This is a genomic window from Marinicella pacifica (assembly GCF_014636635.1).
Taxonomy (GTDB): Bacteria; Pseudomonadota; Gammaproteobacteria; order Xanthomonadales; family Marinicellaceae; genus Marinicella; species Marinicella pacifica.
The window spans coordinates 55,690-73,548 of record NZ_BMEO01000001.1 but is presented as its reverse complement, the minus strand read 5'-3'; the positions used below and the strand labels follow the sequence as shown (position 1 = coordinate 73,548).

General features: G+C 45.8%; 14 protein-coding genes. 6 read left to right on the top strand and 8 right to left on the bottom strand.

Annotation, left to right across the window (positions count from 1 at the left end; translation table 11 throughout):
- Positions 1-5: 5 nt before the first annotated feature.
- The gene (locus tag IEV16_RS00325; RefSeq protein ID WP_188363672.1) at positions 6-227 is read left to right on the top strand and encodes a glutaredoxin family protein; all 222 of its coding nucleotides are present in this window, start codon (positions 6-8) and stop codon (positions 225-227) included.
- Positions 220-1,584, top strand: coding sequence for a DNA repair protein RadA (radA, locus tag IEV16_RS00320; protein WP_188363671.1), 1,365 nt, complete (start codon positions 220-222; stop codon positions 1,582-1,584). Before IEV16_RS00325 ends, radA begins: the two co-directional genes overlap by 8 nt.
- A gap of 90 nt (positions 1,585-1,674) precedes the next feature.
- Here radA and IEV16_RS00315 read toward each other — a convergent pair whose 3' ends face one another.
- The gene (locus IEV16_RS00315) at positions 1,675-1,974 is read right to left on the bottom strand and encodes an ArsR/SmtB family transcription factor (RefSeq protein WP_188363670.1); all 300 of its coding nucleotides are present in this window, start codon (positions 1,972-1,974) and stop codon (positions 1,675-1,677) included.
- 209 nt (positions 1,975-2,183) lie between these two features.
- Between IEV16_RS00315 and IEV16_RS00310 the strand changes: the two genes are divergently transcribed.
- Positions 2,184-5,039 (top strand): M16 family metallopeptidase, encoded by a 2,856-nt coding sequence (locus IEV16_RS00310; protein ID WP_188363669.1) that lies wholly within the window; start codon positions 2,184-2,186, stop codon positions 5,037-5,039.
- A gap of 56 nt (positions 5,040-5,095) precedes the next feature.
- On the opposite strand, the gene IEV16_RS00305 is transcribed toward IEV16_RS00310, so the two are convergent.
- Both IEV16_RS00305 and IEV16_RS00300 read right to left on the bottom strand, forming a co-directional pair.
- The gene (locus tag IEV16_RS00305) at positions 5,096-8,314 is read right to left on the bottom strand and encodes an efflux RND transporter permease subunit (protein ID WP_188363668.1); all 3,219 of its coding nucleotides are present in this window, start codon (positions 8,312-8,314) and stop codon (positions 5,096-5,098) included.
- Between the two features lie 17 nt (positions 8,315-8,331).
- A complete protein-coding gene (locus tag IEV16_RS00300; protein WP_188363667.1) occupies positions 8,332-9,342 on the bottom strand; it encodes an efflux RND transporter periplasmic adaptor subunit in 1,011 nt (336 codons plus the stop codon).
- Positions 9,343-9,595: 253 nt separating this feature from the next.
- On the opposite strand from IEV16_RS00300, the gene IEV16_RS00295 reads away from it, so the two are divergent.
- Together IEV16_RS00295 and IEV16_RS00290 are read left to right on the top strand one after the other, a co-directional pair.
- Positions 9,596-10,678 carry an endonuclease/exonuclease/phosphatase family protein gene (locus IEV16_RS00295; RefSeq protein WP_188363666.1) on the top strand — a complete coding sequence of 361 codons (1,083 nt, stop codon included), beginning with the start codon at positions 9,596-9,598 and terminating at the stop codon, positions 10,676-10,678.
- Positions 10,679-10,790: 112 nt separating this feature from the next.
- Positions 10,791-13,640 (top strand): sialidase family protein, encoded by a 2,850-nt coding sequence (locus IEV16_RS00290; RefSeq protein WP_188363665.1) that lies wholly within the window; start codon positions 10,791-10,793, stop codon positions 13,638-13,640.
- Between the two features lie 121 nt (positions 13,641-13,761).
- On the opposite strand, the gene IEV16_RS00285 is transcribed toward IEV16_RS00290, so the two are convergent.
- From IEV16_RS00285 to trhP, 5 genes are all read right to left on the bottom strand, one after another.
- Complete coding sequence (locus IEV16_RS00285) at positions 13,762-14,025, bottom strand: hypothetical protein (protein WP_188363664.1); 264 nt, start codon at positions 14,023-14,025, stop codon at positions 13,762-13,764.
- Entirely contained in the window at positions 14,022-14,303 is a 282-nt protein-coding gene (locus tag IEV16_RS00280) for a hypothetical protein (RefSeq protein WP_188363663.1), read from the bottom strand. The genes IEV16_RS00285 and IEV16_RS00280 overlap by 4 nt, the downstream gene beginning before the upstream one ends.
- A gap of 311 nt (positions 14,304-14,614) precedes the next feature.
- Positions 14,615-14,749: a hypothetical protein gene (locus IEV16_RS13465; protein ID WP_268234385.1), complete on the bottom strand. Its 135-nt coding sequence runs from the start codon at positions 14,747-14,749 to the stop codon at positions 14,615-14,617.
- Positions 14,750-14,811: 62 nt separating this feature from the next.
- Complete coding sequence (locus IEV16_RS00275; protein WP_188363662.1) at positions 14,812-15,060, bottom strand: YfhL family 4Fe-4S dicluster ferredoxin; 249 nt, start codon at positions 15,058-15,060, stop codon at positions 14,812-14,814.
- Entirely contained in the window at positions 15,044-16,390 is a 1,347-nt protein-coding gene (gene trhP, locus IEV16_RS00270) for a prephenate-dependent tRNA uridine(34) hydroxylase TrhP (RefSeq protein ID WP_188363661.1), read from the bottom strand. Before trhP ends, IEV16_RS00275 begins: the two co-directional genes overlap by 17 nt.
- 347 nt (positions 16,391-16,737) lie before the next feature.
- Between trhP and cfa the strand changes: the two genes are divergently transcribed.
- The gene (gene cfa, locus IEV16_RS00265) at positions 16,738-17,856 is read left to right on the top strand and encodes a cyclopropane fatty acyl phospholipid synthase (protein ID WP_188363660.1); all 1,119 of its coding nucleotides are present in this window, start codon (positions 16,738-16,740) and stop codon (positions 17,854-17,856) included.
- The last annotated feature ends 3 nt before the right edge of the window (positions 17,857-17,859 follow it).

Sequence of the window (17,859 nt, the reverse complement as noted above, 5' to 3'; positions counted from 1 at the left end):
ACGCCATGAAAAAACTGACATTATATAGCAGATTGGAATGTCCTTTGTGCGAGTTTGCCGAACAGATGCTGCATGACGAAGGCATCTGCTATGAATTCATTGATATTGATGAATCACCCGATCTCATTAAGCGGTATCATGTCAAGGTGCCCGTATTAACCAATGGTCAAAAAGAGTTAGCGTGGCCATTTGATACCTCAGCGATTCAGGAATTGGCTGATGGCTAAAGAAAAATCACAATTTGTCTGTAACCAATGTGGTCATGTGACCAATAAATGGGCCGGTCAGTGTAGTGCCTGTCGCCAGTGGAACTGTATCGATGAAGTGAAAGTACAATCGGTGAAAAGCAGCAGCCAATCGAACCGTTTCAGTAATTATTCCGGTGATAAAAAAATCCAAAAATTGGGTCAGGTCAGCACCGAGCAGCAAACCCGTACGCCGACCGACATCAAGGAACTGGATCGTGTTTTGGGCGGTGGTTTGGTGCCGGGTTCGGTGATTTTATTAGGCGGTGACCCGGGTATCGGTAAATCCACCTTATTATTACAGGTCACAGCGCACATTACCCAAAGCATCAACCCTTTGTACGTTACCGGTGAAGAATCTTTGGCGCAGATTGCCATGCGCGCCCAACGGCTGGGTTTGCCGGTGGATAACCTGTCCTGTATGGCAGAAACGTCACTGGAAACCATTATGGATTCCGTGCTCAAACAAAAACCTGACCTGGTGGTGATTGATTCAATCCAAACCCTGTTCAGCGAAGCGCTTACATCCATACCCGGTTCAGTTTCTCAGGTCAAAGAAACCGCCGCACAACTGGTGCGACTGGCCAAACAGCATAAAATTACGGTGATTCTGGTGGGTCATGTGACCAAAGAAGGCAGTATCGCCGGGCCGCGAATTTTAGAACATATGGTGGACACGGTGCTGTATTTTGAAAGTGATGGCAACAGCCGGTTTCGGGTTTTGCGGGCCTTAAAAAACCGTTTTGGGGCAGTCAATGAAATCGGGGTATTTGCCATGACAGAACGGGGCGTCAGAGAAGTGGACAACCCTTCGGCCATCTTTTTAAGCGAACACAAAGCCGAAAAACCCGGTTCGGTGGTGATGGTGACCCGTGAGGGTACACGGCCGTTGCTGGTGGAAATTCAGGCGCTGGTGGATCAGAGTCCCTTGGGTAATCCGCGGCGATTATCGGTGGGTCTGGAACACAACCGACTGGCCATGTTATTGGCCGTATTGCACCGCATGTGTGGTTTGTCGATTCATGACCATGATGTGTTTCTCAATGCCGTGGGTGGTATTAAAATCACTGAAACCGCTGCTGATTTGGCTATTTTGATGGCCATTGTGTCCAGTTTTAAAAACCGCTTTTTACCTCGAGGCACGGTAATTTTTGGCGAAGTGGGCCTAACCGGTGAAATTCGGCCTGTTCAAAACGGTGAAGATCGACTAAAAGAGGCCGCCCAGCATGGTTTTAAAACGGCCATCATACCCAAAGCCAATGCCGGTCAATGGACCCGGGCGTTGCCAATGAAAGTCATCACTGTGACGGAAGTGAATCAGGTGATAGAATTGATTTAAGGCTTAGTGGGATGGTGAGATGGTGAAGAGATCCCCTCAACCAAATGGTGTCGGGGAATTCCCCCAAATAATGCCAAATGGTGTGTGTTTTTAATTGCCTGAACCGCAATAGAGTTTATGTAATAGGTGAATAACCTGAACGGCTTTGCTGTCGGCCAGAGAGTACAAAATGGTTTGTGATTGACGCTTGGTTTTAACCAGATTCGCTTTGCGTAATTGAGCCAAATGTTGCGATAAGGCTGATTGGGATAAACCCGGTAAATGTTCATTCAGTGCGCCCACAGACAATTCATTCTCATGCAATAAGCACAAAATCATTAACCGCTGTTTATTGGATATGAGCTTGAGCAAGCCCGAAGCCGATTCTGCATGATCGACCATCTCATTCATAGATTTTGTCATGGTTTTTATACCTTAGATTAAATAGCGTGTTTATTTTGCCTGAAAAAAATAAATTTGACAAACATTTGTTATTTAGAATTTAGGTTCATTATCATGATGTTGCTTAAAAATGCACATGGATGGATGACTTTTTACACAGGATAACTAAATCGTTTCTGGTATAGTCGTACGATATTTTATCTCCACAAGAGGCTTCTATGTCACGATCCAAATATTCAGTGATTCTATTAATCGCTCTGTTAACAGCCTGCAGTCAACCGCAGCAGCTTAAAACGGTTGCTCAGGTTGAGACCCCTGATTCGGCGTTCAATCTTGACCTGAGTTATCAAACGTTTACTTTGGACAATGGTTTAGAGGTGATTGTGCATGAAGACCATTCGGATCCGATTGTGGCGGTGGCCACCATTGTGCATGTGGGCTCAAATCGAGAAAAGGCCGGCCGTACCGGTTTTGCGCATTTCTTTGAGCATATGTCATTTAATAATTCTGAGAATGTACCGATGGGCGCTAACCGTAAAATGATTCCAGAGCTTGGCGGTACCCGTAACGGCGGCACCTGGTCAGATGGCACCATGTATTATGAAGTGGTGCCCAAAGATGCCTTTGAAAAACTGATGTGGATTGATTCCGATCGCTTCGGTTACATGATTAACACGGTTAAGCAGGGCACGTTGGAGCGGGAAAAACAAGTGGTTAAAAATGAAAAACGTCAGCGGGTGGATAACCGGCCCTATGGGCATACCTCGCACGTTATAAAGAAGGCCTTGTTTCCAACGTCTCATCCCTATAACTGGACGGTAATCGGTGATTTAGAGGATTTGCAAAATGCCACCCTGGCTGATGTGCGTGAATTTTATGATCAATACTACACCCCGGGAAATGCCACTTTGGTAATTGCCGGTGACATTGAATTTGAGGCGGCGAAAGCCTCGGTTGAAAAATGGTTTGGTGAAATTCCGGCCGGCCAAGCGGTCGATCCGATGCCAGCCATGCCGGTGAGTTTAGAAAATAGTCAGCGGTTATATCATGAAGATAACTTTGCGCAATTGCCCGAATTAAGGCTGACTTTTCCGACAGTCGAACAATACCATCCAGATGCCTATGCCTTAGATGCCCTCGGCGAAGTGTTAGCCAGAGGCCAGCAATCGCCCTTATTTTCACGTTTAGTTAAGGGTTCACAATTAGCCGCGGAAGTCTCTGCCTATAACCGTTCGGAGGAACTGGCCGGTACCTTTACGGTCCGGGTTCGTGGTCATGAAGGTGTGGATTTAGATCAGGCTTACCAGGAATTACAACAGGCTTTAATGGACTTTGAAGCCAAGGGTGTGCGCGCGACTGATTTGCAAAAAATTAAAGCCCGACAGGAAACCGACTTTTATAACGGCATTTCCAGTGTCCTTAATAAAGCCTTTCAACTGGGTATTTATAATGAATATGCCGGCGATCCTGAGTTTTATAAACAGGATATTGCCAACATTAAAGCCGTCACCGCTGATGATGTTATGCGTGTTTATCATCAATACATTAAGAACAAACCGGCGATTATGACCAGCTTTGTGCCCAAGGGTCATCCTGAACTGGCATTGATTGATTCAAAAAAAGCGGATGTGGTCGAAGAGAACATTGTGGCCGGTCAAGAGCCCGAATTTACCGAAGAAGATGCCGATGATTTCCCCAGAACAGCGACAAAACATGACCGTTCTGAACCCCCAATAGGAGAATTGCCGGCACTCATATCACCGGCTATCTGGGAGGCAAAAACGGACCAGGGTATTTCGGTGGCCGGAATTGTGCACGATGAAGTGCCGTTGGTGAATTTCACTTTACGCATTCAAGGCGGCCAAATGCTGGACTCAGCGGGTAAGAACGGCACGGCAAACTTAGTGGCTCAAATGCTGGAGGAGGGCACCCAAGATAAAACAGCGGCTGAATTTGAAGATGCGATCGGTTTATTGGGATCGGGCATTAATGTATCAGCGGGCACCACCGCCATCACCATTTCAGGTAATAGTTTAGCTCGAAATTTTGGTAAAACCATGGATTTGGTCACCGAAATGCTGTTACAACCGCGTTTTGATGCCGACGATTTTGAGCGTATTAAAAACAATACTCTCACAGATATTACGGCGGCTTACGGTAACCCGAACAGCATTGCACAGAAAGTCTTTTTCCGCAAACTCTATGGTACAGATCATGTGGCCGGCCAACCATCGATCGGTACATTGGATTCAGTGAATAACATTGAGCTTGATGATATTAAGGAATGGTATCAGCAGAATTTATCAACTCAGTTGATACAATTTAATGTGGTCGGTGCCATCGACTCGAGCACTGCATTAACTGCTTTGCAAAGCCTGGATCAGAACTTGCCACACACAGAAATTGAATTAACATACCGGCCGGCCGAATCACCGAGCACAACCCCGCAACTTTACTTTATCGATGTGCCTGATGCCAAACAATCGGTCTTGATTGTCGGCAAGCAATTGCCGGCCGGTACTGATTTTAAAGCCATCGAAATTGTCAATAATCGATTGGGTTCAGGTTCAAGTGCCCGGCTCACGCAAATGCTGCGTATCACCAAAGGCTATACCTATGGTGCCTATTCTTATCCGATACGTTCAGAATTCTATCCCGGTGCTTTTGTGGCTTCAACCCAGGTGCGCAGTAATGTGACGCTTGAATCCTTAGACATTCTTAAAGACCTGATTGGCCATTATGCGGATACATTTACTGAAGATGATTTAGCCGTCACCAAGAATATACTCAGCAAAGGCAACACCCGGCGTTTTGAAACCCTGGGGCAATTGCTAAATGCGCTCAATGAGGTAACCCGGTTCGATTTAGGTCATGACTTTCTGGAACAAGAACAGGCACTGTTAGAGGGCATGACATTATCGGATGCGAAAGATTATATTAATCAATACATCGATGAACAGGACATGATTTATGTGGTGGTAGGTGACGGTAAAACCCAGTTAGATCGCCTGAAAGAACTGGGCTATGGCGAACCGGTTGTTTTGGATCGTGATGGTCAGATATTAGATTATTAAATCAATCCTGAAAAAAGCCGGGATTGACTATTTCAAGAAACATTAAAAGCACTCAGTTATGGCTGAGTGCTTTTATTATCCTGTCTTGATTGATACCAGTACAACAGCACCGGGATAACCACCAGCGTTAATAAGGTTGAGATAAAAATACCGAAGATCAGCGATACCGCCAGGCCGTTAAAAATGGGATCGTCAAGGATAAAGAAGGCGCCCATCATGGCCGCTAAGGCGGTCAGAATAATGGGTTTGGCACGGACTTCAGCGGATTGAATCACGGCAGTTTTTAAATCGCTACCGGCAGCCAGCTGAATATGGACAAAATCCACCAGCAAGATTGAATTCCTGACAATAATACCGGCCAGGGCAATCATGCCAATCATGGAAGTGGCGGTGAATTGCGCGCCGAGCAACCAGTGACCGGGCAATATGCCTATAATGGTTAAGGGAATTGGTGCCATAATAATCAAAGGCACAAAGTAGGAATGAAAGTGCGCCACAATCAGCAAAAAGATTAAAATCAACCCCACCGAATAGGCAATACCCATATCGCGGAAGGTTTCATAGGTGATCTGCCATTCGCCATCCCATTTGATGTACGTGCTGTCCGTTATCAGGGGCTGGTCGATAAAATACTGATCGATTTCAGGGTACTGATCTTCAATCAGCTTTTTCGCCCCGAACATACCATACAGTGGTGAATCGGCACCGCCGGCGATATCGGCAGTGACCATGGTCATGGGCCGCAGGTCTTTGTGTTGAATTGATTTTTCAATCACAGTATCGACCACCGTGACCAATTCGCCCAATTGAATAAAATCTCCTCGCTGGGTTTTAATCGGCACGGTCATCAGCTGATTCAAATCATTTTGCTTGTTACGATCAATTTCAAGACGTATCGGTTGCGCATATTTATTATGTTGGTTATGTAAAAAACTCATGTCCATACCGGCCAGTGCAGTGTTGACGGTGGTGGTGATTTGCTGTTGCGAGACACCGGCCTGCATGGCTTTGGGTAAATCAATCTCAAGCACTTGTTTAGGGGCATCATATTCCACGGTGGTGTCGATATCGACCATATGATCAACGGCCTCAAAAAGTTGTGCGATGTTTTTTGTGTCAGCAATTTGTTGCGGGTAATGATCACCATATATTTCGGCCACTAAAGGTGAAATCACCGGCGGCCCGGGCGGTACTTCAACGAGTTTCAAAGAGGCATCATATTTATCAGCAATGCGATCAACGACTTCACGCATTTGCAGAGCGATTTCATGACTTTGTTGACTGCGTTCATGCTTGTCAGTCAGCATAATTTGAATATCACCGAGATGAGTTCCCTGTCGCAGAAAATATTGTCTGACCAGACCATTAAAATTGATGGGTGATGAAATGCCGGTGTAAGCGACTGCGTGTTTAACATCTTCGAACGCGTTTAATTCAGAAACCAGTTCAACCATCAGCTGGTTAGTGCTTTCCAGGGTGGTGCCTTCTTTCATATCAACTATAATCTGCAATTCAGATTTATCGTCAAAGGGCAGCATTTTTAATATAACGTGTTGAAAGGGGACCAATAAAATAGAAATGACCAATAAAGCCACCACAGAACCAATCAATAGATAACGGGGTGTTCGACCATTTTTTTGTTTAAGAAAGATCGGCAATATACGTTGGAAGATGGATGTTTTTTGTGGTTTTTTATCATGCGCCGGTTTGGTTTCACTATGGTCTTTGCCAATAAACTTGCCATAGAGCCAGGGGGTGATGATTAAGGCGATTAATAAGGACAACAGCATACCCATACTGGCATTAATCGGTATCGGGCTCATATACGGGCCCATTAAACCGCTGACAAAGGCCATTGGCATCAAGGCCGCAATCACCGTAAATGTGGCTAAAATGGTCGGGCCGCCGACTTCATCGACTGCCGGGGGGATGATGTCACTGAGTTTGTCTTTGTTATTTTTGCTGCGGCGATGAATGTTTTCAACCACCACCACCGCATCGTCCACCAAAATACCGATGGAGAAAATAAGCGCAAAAAGGGAGACCCGATTAAGGGTGAAGCCATACGCCCAGGATGCGAATAAGGTGATGGCCAAGGTTATACTCACCGCTAAACCCACCACCAAAGCCTGACGCCAGCCCATGGCAATCAACATCAGAATTATCACTGAAATGGTGGCAAAAATAAGCTTTTTAATCAGCTGATTGGCTTTATCGTTGGCGGTTTGGCCGTAATCTCGGGTGATTTCGACATGCACATCTTGTGGGATGCGACTTTGTTTTAATTGCTCTATGGCGGCCATAACCGATTGGGTGATTTGACCGGCATTGCTGCCGGGTTTTTTACCCACAGCTATGGTAACGGCCGGCGAATAATGAGGTGCAACACCGTCACCCCAGGCATGACCGGCATCAATCCAGGTATAAGATTCCGGTGAATCCGCGCCGTCATAAATTCGGGCAATGTCTTGTAGATAAACGGGCTTACCTTGTTCCGTGACTTTGATAATCAGATTTTCAAGGTCGTCGATGTGATTAAATGAATAGCCGGTTTGGACTTGAATCAACTGATTGCCTTCAATTCGTTCTGCCAGTGGTAAACTGTAATTACTGGCTTGTAAAGCCTGAGTAATATCCGTAAAGCCCACTTGATAATTCAACATATCAACCGGATCCATTTCAACATGGACAATACGCTGATCGCCACCAAAGCTGCGAATGATTCGGGTCTCAGGAATACGTTTGAGTTGATTCTCAAGACTGTGTGCCACTTCCAGTAAATCACGGTGGGTTTTATCGGTGTCATCGCTCCATAATGTGGCGGTCAACACCGGTACATCATCAATTCCCAACGGTTTGATGATGGGTGTGGTGGCGCCTAAGTTACGGGGCAGCCAATCGCTGTTGGACTGCACCTGATTATAAAGCCGAACAATGGCATCGTTTCTTTTTATTCCAACTTTAAAACGAACCGTAATAATCGACAATCCGGGTCGAGAAATTGAATATATATGCTTGATATCAGACAATTCGTCCAAGACCTGCTCAGCGGGATTGGTAATCAATTGTTCCACTTCTTTGGCGGTGGCACCGGGCAGGCCGATCATCACATTGGCAAAGGTGACATCAATTTGCGGCTCTTCCTCACGCGGTGTAATCACCACGGCAAAAGCACCTAATAAAACCAAAACCAAAGCGATTAACGGCGTTAATTGATTGTTCTGAAAGCTTTTTGCCAGTAAGCCTGAGATCGACAGCTTATCTTGCTTGTTCATGAACTGAATGCCCCCAATTATCGGTTAGATGGTTGCTGTGTAACAGCCACGTTTAAGGGGTTGGCGGCAATGGTGTCACCGGACGCTAAACCTGATATGACTTCGGTCATCTGATTGCTTTGTTGACCTGTGCGAATTTGCCTGGGTAATTGCTGGTCGCCGTGTTTAACATAAACCAAAGACAGTTCACCACGCCGGACGATGGCCTGAGTGGGAATCATCAGGCGCTCTTGCTGACCGGTTTTAAAATGAACTTTAAGCGACATGCCCGGAAATAAGCCCGGCGTTTTCGGCGGTAAGTTGACCCGCATTTGAAAGGTTTTACTAACCGGATCGGCATAGGGGAACAGGATTAAATCACGGCTTTCGACTCGGGAGCCGTCAGGTAATTCAACCTGGGCGCGACCCTGTTCGTTAATGCGATCGGCCATTGATTCAGGGATATGGGTGACCACCCGTAAATGATCTAAAGACAAACCTGACATCAGAGGTGTGCCGACATTGACCGCTTCACCTTGTTCCACATGCCGTTCGGTGACAATGCCGTCAAAGGGGGCTTTAATTAGTGTATATTCCAGCTGTGTCCGGGCCGTTTCCAGGGCCGCCTGTTGGGTTTTAACGGCTGCAACAGCGGTGTTTTTCTGGCTTTCAGCGCGGTCGAATTCGCTTTGTGAAATCAGTTTCTTTTCAAAAATATTTTTCGCGCGCTTAAAGCTGGCCAGTGCCTGTTTTTCTGTGGCTTTGGCGGCCTCAAGATTAGCCTGAGCCCGTTCAACGGCTTGTTTTTGTTCCTGATTGGTGAACTCAATAATAACGATGTCGGCGGTCACATAGTCGTCCACATCCACATGGATTTTCGCCACCCGACCACTGGTCTGAGCCGAAACAGTGGCCTGCTGAATCGCCTCGATGCGGCCCTGAAAGGTTCTGTAAACGGGTTCCTCGGTGGCTTTTACCGTATACCACGTTGTATCGGCTGTAACAAGGTAAGGGCTGATTAATAAAATAAAGCTAATTATAATTTTCATAGAGTGATGGTTTTTTGGTCACATGTCGAGCAAAACGCTAATGTATTTGATAAAGCTAATATAACATCAAATCCCGATAGTTCAAGCATTAATTCAAAATATCTATGCTTTACCGGCTGAAGTTTAATAAGTGATTGTTATTCATTTTAGCTGAAAAGACCGATGTCGGTTGTATAAAATGACAAAAATAGCCCTGTTTATCATAAACATAATGGCTTTATCTCTATAATGACAAGATTTAGCAATCATTAGTATGCCATTTTTAGACAGTCAGATATATTTAACGATCATCACGGCCATCATCTGTGTATTTGCGGTGATGCCATTTATCGAACGCCGCATCTGGTGGATTCGGGCTTTTGATTTTGTCCGTATTCAAGGCTTTATTTTGGCTATATTGTTAGTGCTTAGCGCACCTTTTTTTCTGGGTGTTTTAACCACTGTGGACTATGTGATGTTGGCCTTGATTGCCGCATGTCTCGTCTTACAGGCATATTATTTGTTCCCATACACCCGCTGGCATACAAAAGAAGTGGCTGATTTTAATGAAACAGATTGTCAGTCACGCTTCACCTTAATGCTTAGCAATGTGTTGATGAAAAATGATCATTATTCAGCATTGGTGGATTTGGTTAATAAACAGCAACCGGATGTCCTGGTTTGTATGGAAACCAACCAGGCTTGGCATGAGGCACTACAGGAACTGACCTCAGATTACCCCCATCGAATCAGCCAGCCCAATGAACGCATGTACGGCATGCACGTCTTCTCTAAATTCCCTTTAAGCGATGTCCAGGTTAATCATCTTGTACAGGATTTTGTGCCTTCAGTGCATGCCTGTATAGATATTGACGGCAATCAGGTATTGGCTCATTTTATGCACCCGGCACCCCCGAGTCCCTCTGAAAACGAAGAATCCACCGAACGCGATGCCGAATTACTGGCGCTGGCCCGGAAACTCAAAGATATGACTGAGCCGTTACTTATGGCCGGCGATTTAAATGATGTGCCCTGGTCAAAACCACTGCGTGCTTTTAAACGCATCAGCGGTTTGCTTGATGTTCGCGTGGGGCGGTGTTATTTAAATACTTTTCATGCATCGCTGCCATTTTTGCGCTGGCCTCTGGACCATGTTTTTGTGAGCCGTCATTTTCACTTGAAATCACTGAAGCGTCACCGTCTGATCGGTTCAGATCATTTTTCTGTGACGGTCGAATTGGTCTTAATCACCGATAAATCTCTGTCAAATAAGAGAAAATCAAATTTTAAGGATAAGCAATATGCGGATGAAGTGATGCATGAGCAAAATATTTCAAAAGAGGATGTGCCCGCTTAATAACCAAGACTTACTTCACAAAACCGATAAAAAAATTATTGTAAGATTGTATTCAGGCAAAAAAAAAGTTTACTATTTTTTGAAAATTACCCTGTTAAGAGAGAGGAATTCTATGAAAATTATTTTGAGCGTTGTCCTTTTGTGGATGACATCTTTATCCGTCCATGCGGAAATCAGACAAGAATTAGGTGTTGATCAGCGGGTTGATTATGCCGCTTTGGCAAAACTCGGTCCCTGGGATGACCGCAATTATCAGTTGACCCAGGAAGATTTGGCTATTTTGCCTGAAAACGATCATTATGTCAGAAATGTGCCGGCCTTTTTTAAAGTGAAAGCCCGTCAGGCCAACCCCCATATCACTGAGTTCTACCCACGGGAACTGTACCATGCGTTTTTAATCCATTATGGCGGATTGTTGGTGGATGGGGTTTGGTATAAAGAAGGTTTGGGAAAATACTACCATCCATATACTTTAGACGGTAAACCGGATGATCCACGCAAAGGCGCGGTGGTCAATCCCACCGGTGAGGTGGTGCTACAAACCGGTGGTAATGAAGTGACCGTCGAATTTAATCCTTATAATAACATGCAAGCGGTCGCCGGTGCCAATGCCAATGGCGGTCAGGAAATGTATTACACAACAGATGGTGGCGCCACCTGGTTTGCTTCTCAGGTTAATCCCAGTTCCTGTTGTGATCCGACGGTTGACTGGTCAACCCTGGATGTCAGCCCCCAAAGGGTTTATCAGGCAGATTTAGGCAGTTGTGGTTTTGGGGGTTGTAATATTCGCAGCTCTTATTCAGAAGATGGCGGCCAGACCTGGGTGCCGATGATCATGGTGGATGGAGATCAATCCAATGACAAAGAATTTATTCACGTAGATCGTTCACCCACTTCACCGCATAAAGACAATGTATATATCACTTACCACAAAGGCAATGTAATGCGTTTTGCGCGATCAACGGATTACGGCACAACTTGGAGCACACCCATTAATGTGGGTGTTGATAGGGGTATCGGGTCTGATATCACCACCGATTCTGCCGGTAACATTTATTACTTCTATCCGGGTCTTGACAGTGATAATAACAATCAGGCTGAGCTCAATATGTTGAAATCGACCGATGGAGGTGCCAGTTTTCAAGCCCCGGTGGTGGTGTCACCGATTCGTGGTCGCTTTGACTTTCCGATACCGGCCATGGAATCTCGTGAAGCATTTATTTACGCCTCTGCGGACATTGACACCAACAATGATCATTTGTACGTGGCCATCACTGATGAAACCAGTGACAGTGTTGGCTATGGCACCGGTTCAGCCAATAACAACCACGCAGAAATCCGCGTGTTTAAATCCACTGACGGTGGTGCCAACTGGACAGAATTGCCAAAACCGCACCCCACATCAGATAAATTAACAGTGGATCGCTTTCATCCCTGGATTAAAGTCGGTGAAAATGGTGTTGTTCATATTGGTTTTTACGATACCCGACATTCCAATGCCCGAAGCGGCGTGGATTTTTATTACAATGTCTCCACCGATGGGGGTGCTTCCTGGTTAGCCCAGGGTGCACAACGTTATTCAACCCAAACGTCAAGTAATGTGAATAACGGCCAAGAATGGGGTGATTATAACGGCCTCTCCGTGGTGTTGGATAAGATGGCCATGACCTGGACCGATAACCGCGCCAGTTCGGTGGATGCCATGGTGGGCTATGGTAACAACGCCAATGCTGAACCGACTTTTAATGTTTCTGCCACGCCGCCCCAATTGGCTGTGTGTGCCGGAGATACGGGTAATTTGTCATCCCTGTCCGTCACTGAGGTACTTGGTTATACAGGTACAGTCACGTTAAGTGTGGATTCCGCACCTGCTTATGTGAACAACACCTCATTTAGTGTTAATGCGCAGGTACCGCCATTTTCTTCAGATTTCACTTTTGATGTGGATAACAGCGGTTCCACCGGTGCTGGTACCATCACGCTATTAGCCAGCGGTAATGACGGTGTTAATGTGACCGATAAAAATCTTGATTTAACTGTAAATTATTCTGCAGCAAGTGCCACCGGTAGTAACCTGTTGTCCCCGGTCAATGGGGCCACCAATGTTTCCAAAAAACCAACGTTTACCTGGGACAGTGATGCCAATGCGGTTGACTATTTGATTGAAATTTCCACGGATTCATCTTTCACCACGGTCAACATATCTGAAACCTTAACCGGCACCAGTTATACCCCAAGTGTTGATTTACAAACCAGTACAGACTATTACTGGCGTGTAACGGCGCAAAGCCCCTGTGGTAACGCTGTCAGCGCGGTGAATAATTTCCAAACCGAAATAGCGCCCGGAGATTGCCCCATTGGCATGCAGCAAACAGACATCTATCATTTTGATTTTAACAATGATCTGATATTTATGGATGGCTTTGACGGCGCAGTTGTACCGCCACCTGCCTGGACCATTGAAACAGCGGTCGGATTGGCAAACTGGTCATTAGAGCCTGTGGGTGATGGCGGCAGTATGGCTTATCAGGCCGATGATATTGCTAATATCAATGACAGTTCTTTGGTGTCTCCTTTGTTATCTCTGCCTACAGGTATGGGGCCACTCACATTGCGATTCTGGAACACCCAGACAATTGAAGACAGAAGTGGCGGTTGTTATGATTCGGCCATTTTGGAAGTCTCGGTGAATGGCGGTGCCTTTACCCAGGTACCTGATACCGATATCATCAATAATAACTACGATGGCCCGGTCAGCGGCTCTTACAATAATCCATTACCCGGCGGCACACTGGCCTGGTGTGGTGATCCGATGGCGGCCACTGTTTTTAACGTTGATGTCGATAATTATGCCGGCAGTGACATTAAACTGGGCTTCCGCATAACCTCTGACTCGTCAGCCGGACGCCCTGAAGGTTGGGTGGTCGATAACGTCAGAATAACCGGTTGTACAGCACCTTAAAAAAACCGGAAAAGTAAAATTAAAAAGGGCATCAAAAAGGTGCCCTTTTTTATCACCAACTTTTCGTGGTTGATTTGGTGGATATCCACACGCTCAGTCCAACCTATCGTTATGATTAAATTTATTCTGATGTATTTATCTTAGTTTGAAGCCAGTCTTTCATCAGGGTTTTGATCTGTGTTTGGTATTTCAGGCCTTGCTGTTCGCATTGGAACCGGAAAGCGTTTAGCAGTGGGATGGGGACTTTAAGGCTGATAAGTTTGCTGGGTTGTGGGTTATGGCCATGGAGTTGACGGAAATCCTCCAGGAAACGGGCGATTTCATCGGTGGTCATTTTTTGACCTCTGGCCAGAGATTCAGAGCTGTGGATTTGTAGGGCTTTCATAATTGTTTCAGTGCTTTGATGTCTTCTAAATCCTGAGGCCGGGCTGATTGTTGCTTCATTTTTATCAAATCTTTTTTGTTTAACAGTTGAACTGTGCCGGTATTGAGTGTCTTAGTCATGGTTTTCTTGTTGCTTAAGTCAAATGTGATAATTAGATCCACTTGTTTGCTCAGGTCTTTGGGGTGGTAAAAATGCCAGGCAACCAGTTGCCGATTTTTAATGTATTCGTCTCTAAAATGGAATAATTGTTCGGCATCGACGGGTAATTGAGAAACCAATCCCAGTTTGTGTAAGCATTGCTCGACGGCTTTAAGCTGTTTTAGTGTAGTGTTTTGAACTAATATGCCCTATGAGTGAATCATAAAATAGTCAGCTACAAGGCTTGTTTTCGCAGTAATAGTTGGTCTTATTGCCAGGAAACATAACGCCGTAGATGGCTGTTTTAGGGTTCACCCTTCGGGAGACCGCCACAAGCCTCATTGCTGCGTTATTGTTCTTGATAAGGACTAAGGCCATTATCTGCAAACGATGCCTTGTTATGAGACTTGTGGCGGTCTCTCATAGAGAATATTAGTTCAAAATACTACATTTATTCCCACTCAATCACAAAATTAATATCCACCGTGCCACGCTCAGCACCATATAACGCGACGGCATAGCCACCCAACAGCGCATAGCGTACCTGATGTTCTTCCAGAGAATGGCATAATTGAGTTATAAGCATAGATAAAATATATACCGTATATACTTTATCTTGCAATGATGTTAATTGGCTTTTTTGCGTGCTTATAGATGATACAGTGTTTTGAATTTTTTCAAGAGCTCTTGCGGGCTTTCTTTATGCGCCGTGTCAGTGATAATACAGTCGATGGGGCAAACGTCGATGCATTGGGGGTCATCGTAATGGCCGACGCATTCTGTGCATTTATCCGGGTCGATTTCATAGATGCTTTCGCCGTAATAAATTGCTTCGTTGGGACAGGCGGGTTCGCACATATCACAGTTGATACAATCTTGTTCAATCAGTAAGGCCATGGGTCTCTGGCGTTTCAGTTGTTGTGTCGGGATGGCTTGTTACAGCGGGTAAAAAACGCATTAATAAACCCATATTCACATCAATGCTTTGATCCATGGGAATGGTCACCAGATGCCCGGATCCTTTGGCATCTGTGATGGTTTCACCGTCTTGATTGTGCATGGTTTCTAAGGTGAATGTCAGGTTGCCGGCGGGTGTCATTAATTCAAGTCGATCACCGGTCAAAAATTTGTTTTTAACGGCAATTTGTACCTGATCACCTTGTCGGCCAATGATTTCACCGACAAATTGCTGAGAATGGCTGATGGAGTGGCCGCGTTCATAATTCTGCGCGTCCTGCGGCCGGTGACGTTGTAAAAAGCCTTCAGTATAGCCGCGATTCGCCAGATGCGATAGGGCTTCATTGAGGTCCGGATTAAATGGTCGACCGGCCTCCGCATCATCAATCGCCTGGCGATAAACCTGGGCGGTGCGGGCACAATAATAATGAGATTTGGTGCGGCCTTCGATTTTGAGTGAATGAATGCCCATCTTAACCAGACGTTCCACATGCGCCACTGCCCGTAAATCTTTGGAATTCATGATGTAGGTGCCGTGTTCATCTTCAAAAGTCGGCAGGTAATCATCCGGCCGGCCTTTTTCCTGTAGTAGCACAATGTCTTTACTGGGTTTGGGTGTTTGTGCGACCACATCACCGGTGGCGGTTTCAGTGGCCGGGTGCACGGCGTATTGCCAGCGACAGGCATTGGTGCAGGTGCCCTGGTTGGGGTCACGTTTATTAATGTAGCCCGATAACAGGCAACGTCCTGAATAGGCCATACACAGAGCACCGTGGACAAACACTTCAAGTTCCATCTCCGGTACCTTAAAACGGATTTCTTCAATTTCATTAAGTGATAATTCGCGTGACAGAATCACCCGTTCAATGCCTTGTTGCTGCCAGAATTTAACCGTGGCCCAATTAACTGCATTGGCTTGCACTGATAAATGAATCGCCATATCGGGGAAATGTTCACGCACCAGCATGATTAAGCCCGGGTCAGACATAATGAGGGCATCGGGTTGCATGGCAATCACCGGTTCAATATCTCGCAGATAGGTTTTGAGTTTGCTGTTATGCGGTGCGATGTTACTGACCACATAAAACTGCTTATTCGCTGCATGGGCTTCATTGATGCCGATGCGCAGATTATCCAAATTAAATTCATTGTTGCGAACCCGCAAGCTGTAGCGCGGTTGTCCGGCGTAAACGGCATCAGCGCCGTAGGCAAAGGCATAGCGCATGTTCTTGAGGCTGCCGGCCGGTGACAATAATTCAGGCTGTGACATGACAAATACCCAATAAAATCGCACATTTTACAGATTTAAAGACATTCAGTGCTTGACACATATCAAGCCCTTTGTATTAAGGTGTGTTCTTGGGACTTACGCTTCCACTCCCAGCTCACGCAGCACACCTCCATCCATGGAGGCGTCATTCACTTTTGTTCCCGACAAAAGTGAAAGCGGCCACAGCGAACACTTCGTATAACTTCGCGCTCTTCGCCTCTGATTCGCTACGCTCACCAACCGGCTCGGCGGGTCGTGCTGCTCAGCAGCACTCCAAAGAAGATGATGGAATGGTGTTTCAGTTCAAGCCTCAAACATAAGTGAGATTTGTTATAATTATTAGGCTTATGAAAACACAAACCATTAATAATACATTAAATGCCTGGTTAGCATCGGCAGATGTGCAAATCGGTGGTGACCGGCCCTGGGATCTTCAGGTGCATGATAATCGATTTTATGCTCGGGTATTGGCGCAAGGTTCGTTGGGACTCGGGGAATCCTATATGGCGGGCTGGTGGGATTGTGCGCATCTGGATCAGTTTTTTAACCGTATTCTGCGGGTAAAATTGCACGAGAAGGTCAGTGGGCTCGGTGATATCTGGTCGGTGATTAAATCCAAAATAATTAACCTGCAAAAACCCTCACGGGCGTTTACCATTGGACGAAAGCATTATGACATCGGTAACACTTTGTTTCAAAAAATGCTGGATAAGCGCATGATATACAGCTGTGGGTATTGGCGATTTGCCGATAACATCAATCAGGCGCAGGAACATAAACTTGATCTGGTGTGCCGTAAACTGGGACTGGAACCGGGCATGCGGGTTCTGGATATCGGTTGTGGTTGGGGTGGGACGGCACGTTTTGCCGCTGAACGTTATGGTGTTGAGGTGGTCGGACTCACGGTTTCTAAAAAGCAAAAACAGCTGGCTGATGAATTCTGCCGGGATTGGCCGATTGATATTCGGCTTCAGGATTACCGGGATCTGAATGAAACCTTTGACCGAATATTTTCCATCGGCATGTTTGAGCATGTGGGTTATAAAAACTACGCTGACTATTTTCAGGTGGTAAAAAAAAATCTGCGTGACGATGGTTTGTTTTTATTGCATTGTATTGGTGGTAACCATTCTGTCACCCAAACCGATCCTTGGATAGCCAAATATATTTTCCCCAACTCAATGATTCCCTCTGTGCAACAGATTGCAGAAAACACGGAAGGGCTTCTGGTGCTGGAAGACTGGCATAATTTTGGTGTGGATTACGACACCACCTTGATGGCCTGGTATGAAAATTTCAATAATAGCTGGGATGAAATCAAACAGGATTATGATGACCTGTTCTACCGTCAATGGTGCTATTACTTGCTATCCTGTGCCGGTTCCTTTCGGGCCAGAAGTAATCAGCTGTGGCAGTGTGTATTTTCAAAAGATGGATTACCGGGCGGTTATCAATCCATTCGGTAACAA

Coding starts and splice junctions, on each gene's coding strand:
- IEV16_RS00325 (WP_188363672.1), top strand. CDS start 6: ATGAAAAAACTGACATTATATAGCAGATTGGAATGTCCTTTGTGCGAG.
- radA (WP_188363671.1), top strand. CDS start 220: ATGGCTAAAGAAAAATCACAATTTGTCTGTAACCAATGTGGTCATGTG.
- IEV16_RS00315 (WP_188363670.1), bottom strand. CDS start 1,974: ATGAATGAGATGGTCGATCATGCAGAATCGGCTTCGGGCTTGCTCAAG.
- IEV16_RS00310 (WP_188363669.1), top strand. CDS start 2,184: ATGTCACGATCCAAATATTCAGTGATTCTATTAATCGCTCTGTTAACA.
- IEV16_RS00305 (WP_188363668.1), bottom strand. CDS start 8,314: ATGAACAAGCAAGATAAGCTGTCGATCTCAGGCTTACTGGCAAAAAGC.
- IEV16_RS00300 (WP_188363667.1), bottom strand. CDS start 9,342: ATGAAAATTATAATTAGCTTTATTTTATTAATCAGCCCTTACCTTGTT.
- IEV16_RS00295 (WP_188363666.1), top strand. CDS start 9,596: ATGCCATTTTTAGACAGTCAGATATATTTAACGATCATCACGGCCATC.
- IEV16_RS00290 (WP_188363665.1), top strand. CDS start 10,791: ATGAAAATTATTTTGAGCGTTGTCCTTTTGTGGATGACATCTTTATCC.
- IEV16_RS00285 (WP_188363664.1), bottom strand. CDS start 14,025: ATGAAAGCCCTACAAATCCACAGCTCTGAATCTCTGGCCAGAGGTCAA.
- IEV16_RS13465 (WP_268234385.1), bottom strand. CDS start 14,749: ATGCTTATAACTCAATTATGCCATTCTCTGGAAGAACATCAGGTACGC.
- IEV16_RS00275 (WP_188363662.1), bottom strand. CDS start 15,060: ATGGCCTTACTGATTGAACAAGATTGTATCAACTGTGATATGTGCGAA.
- trhP (WP_188363661.1), bottom strand. CDS start 16,390: ATGTCACAGCCTGAATTATTGTCACCGGCCGGCAGCCTCAAGAACATG.
- cfa (WP_188363660.1), top strand. CDS start 16,738: ATGAAAACACAAACCATTAATAATACATTAAATGCCTGGTTAGCATCG.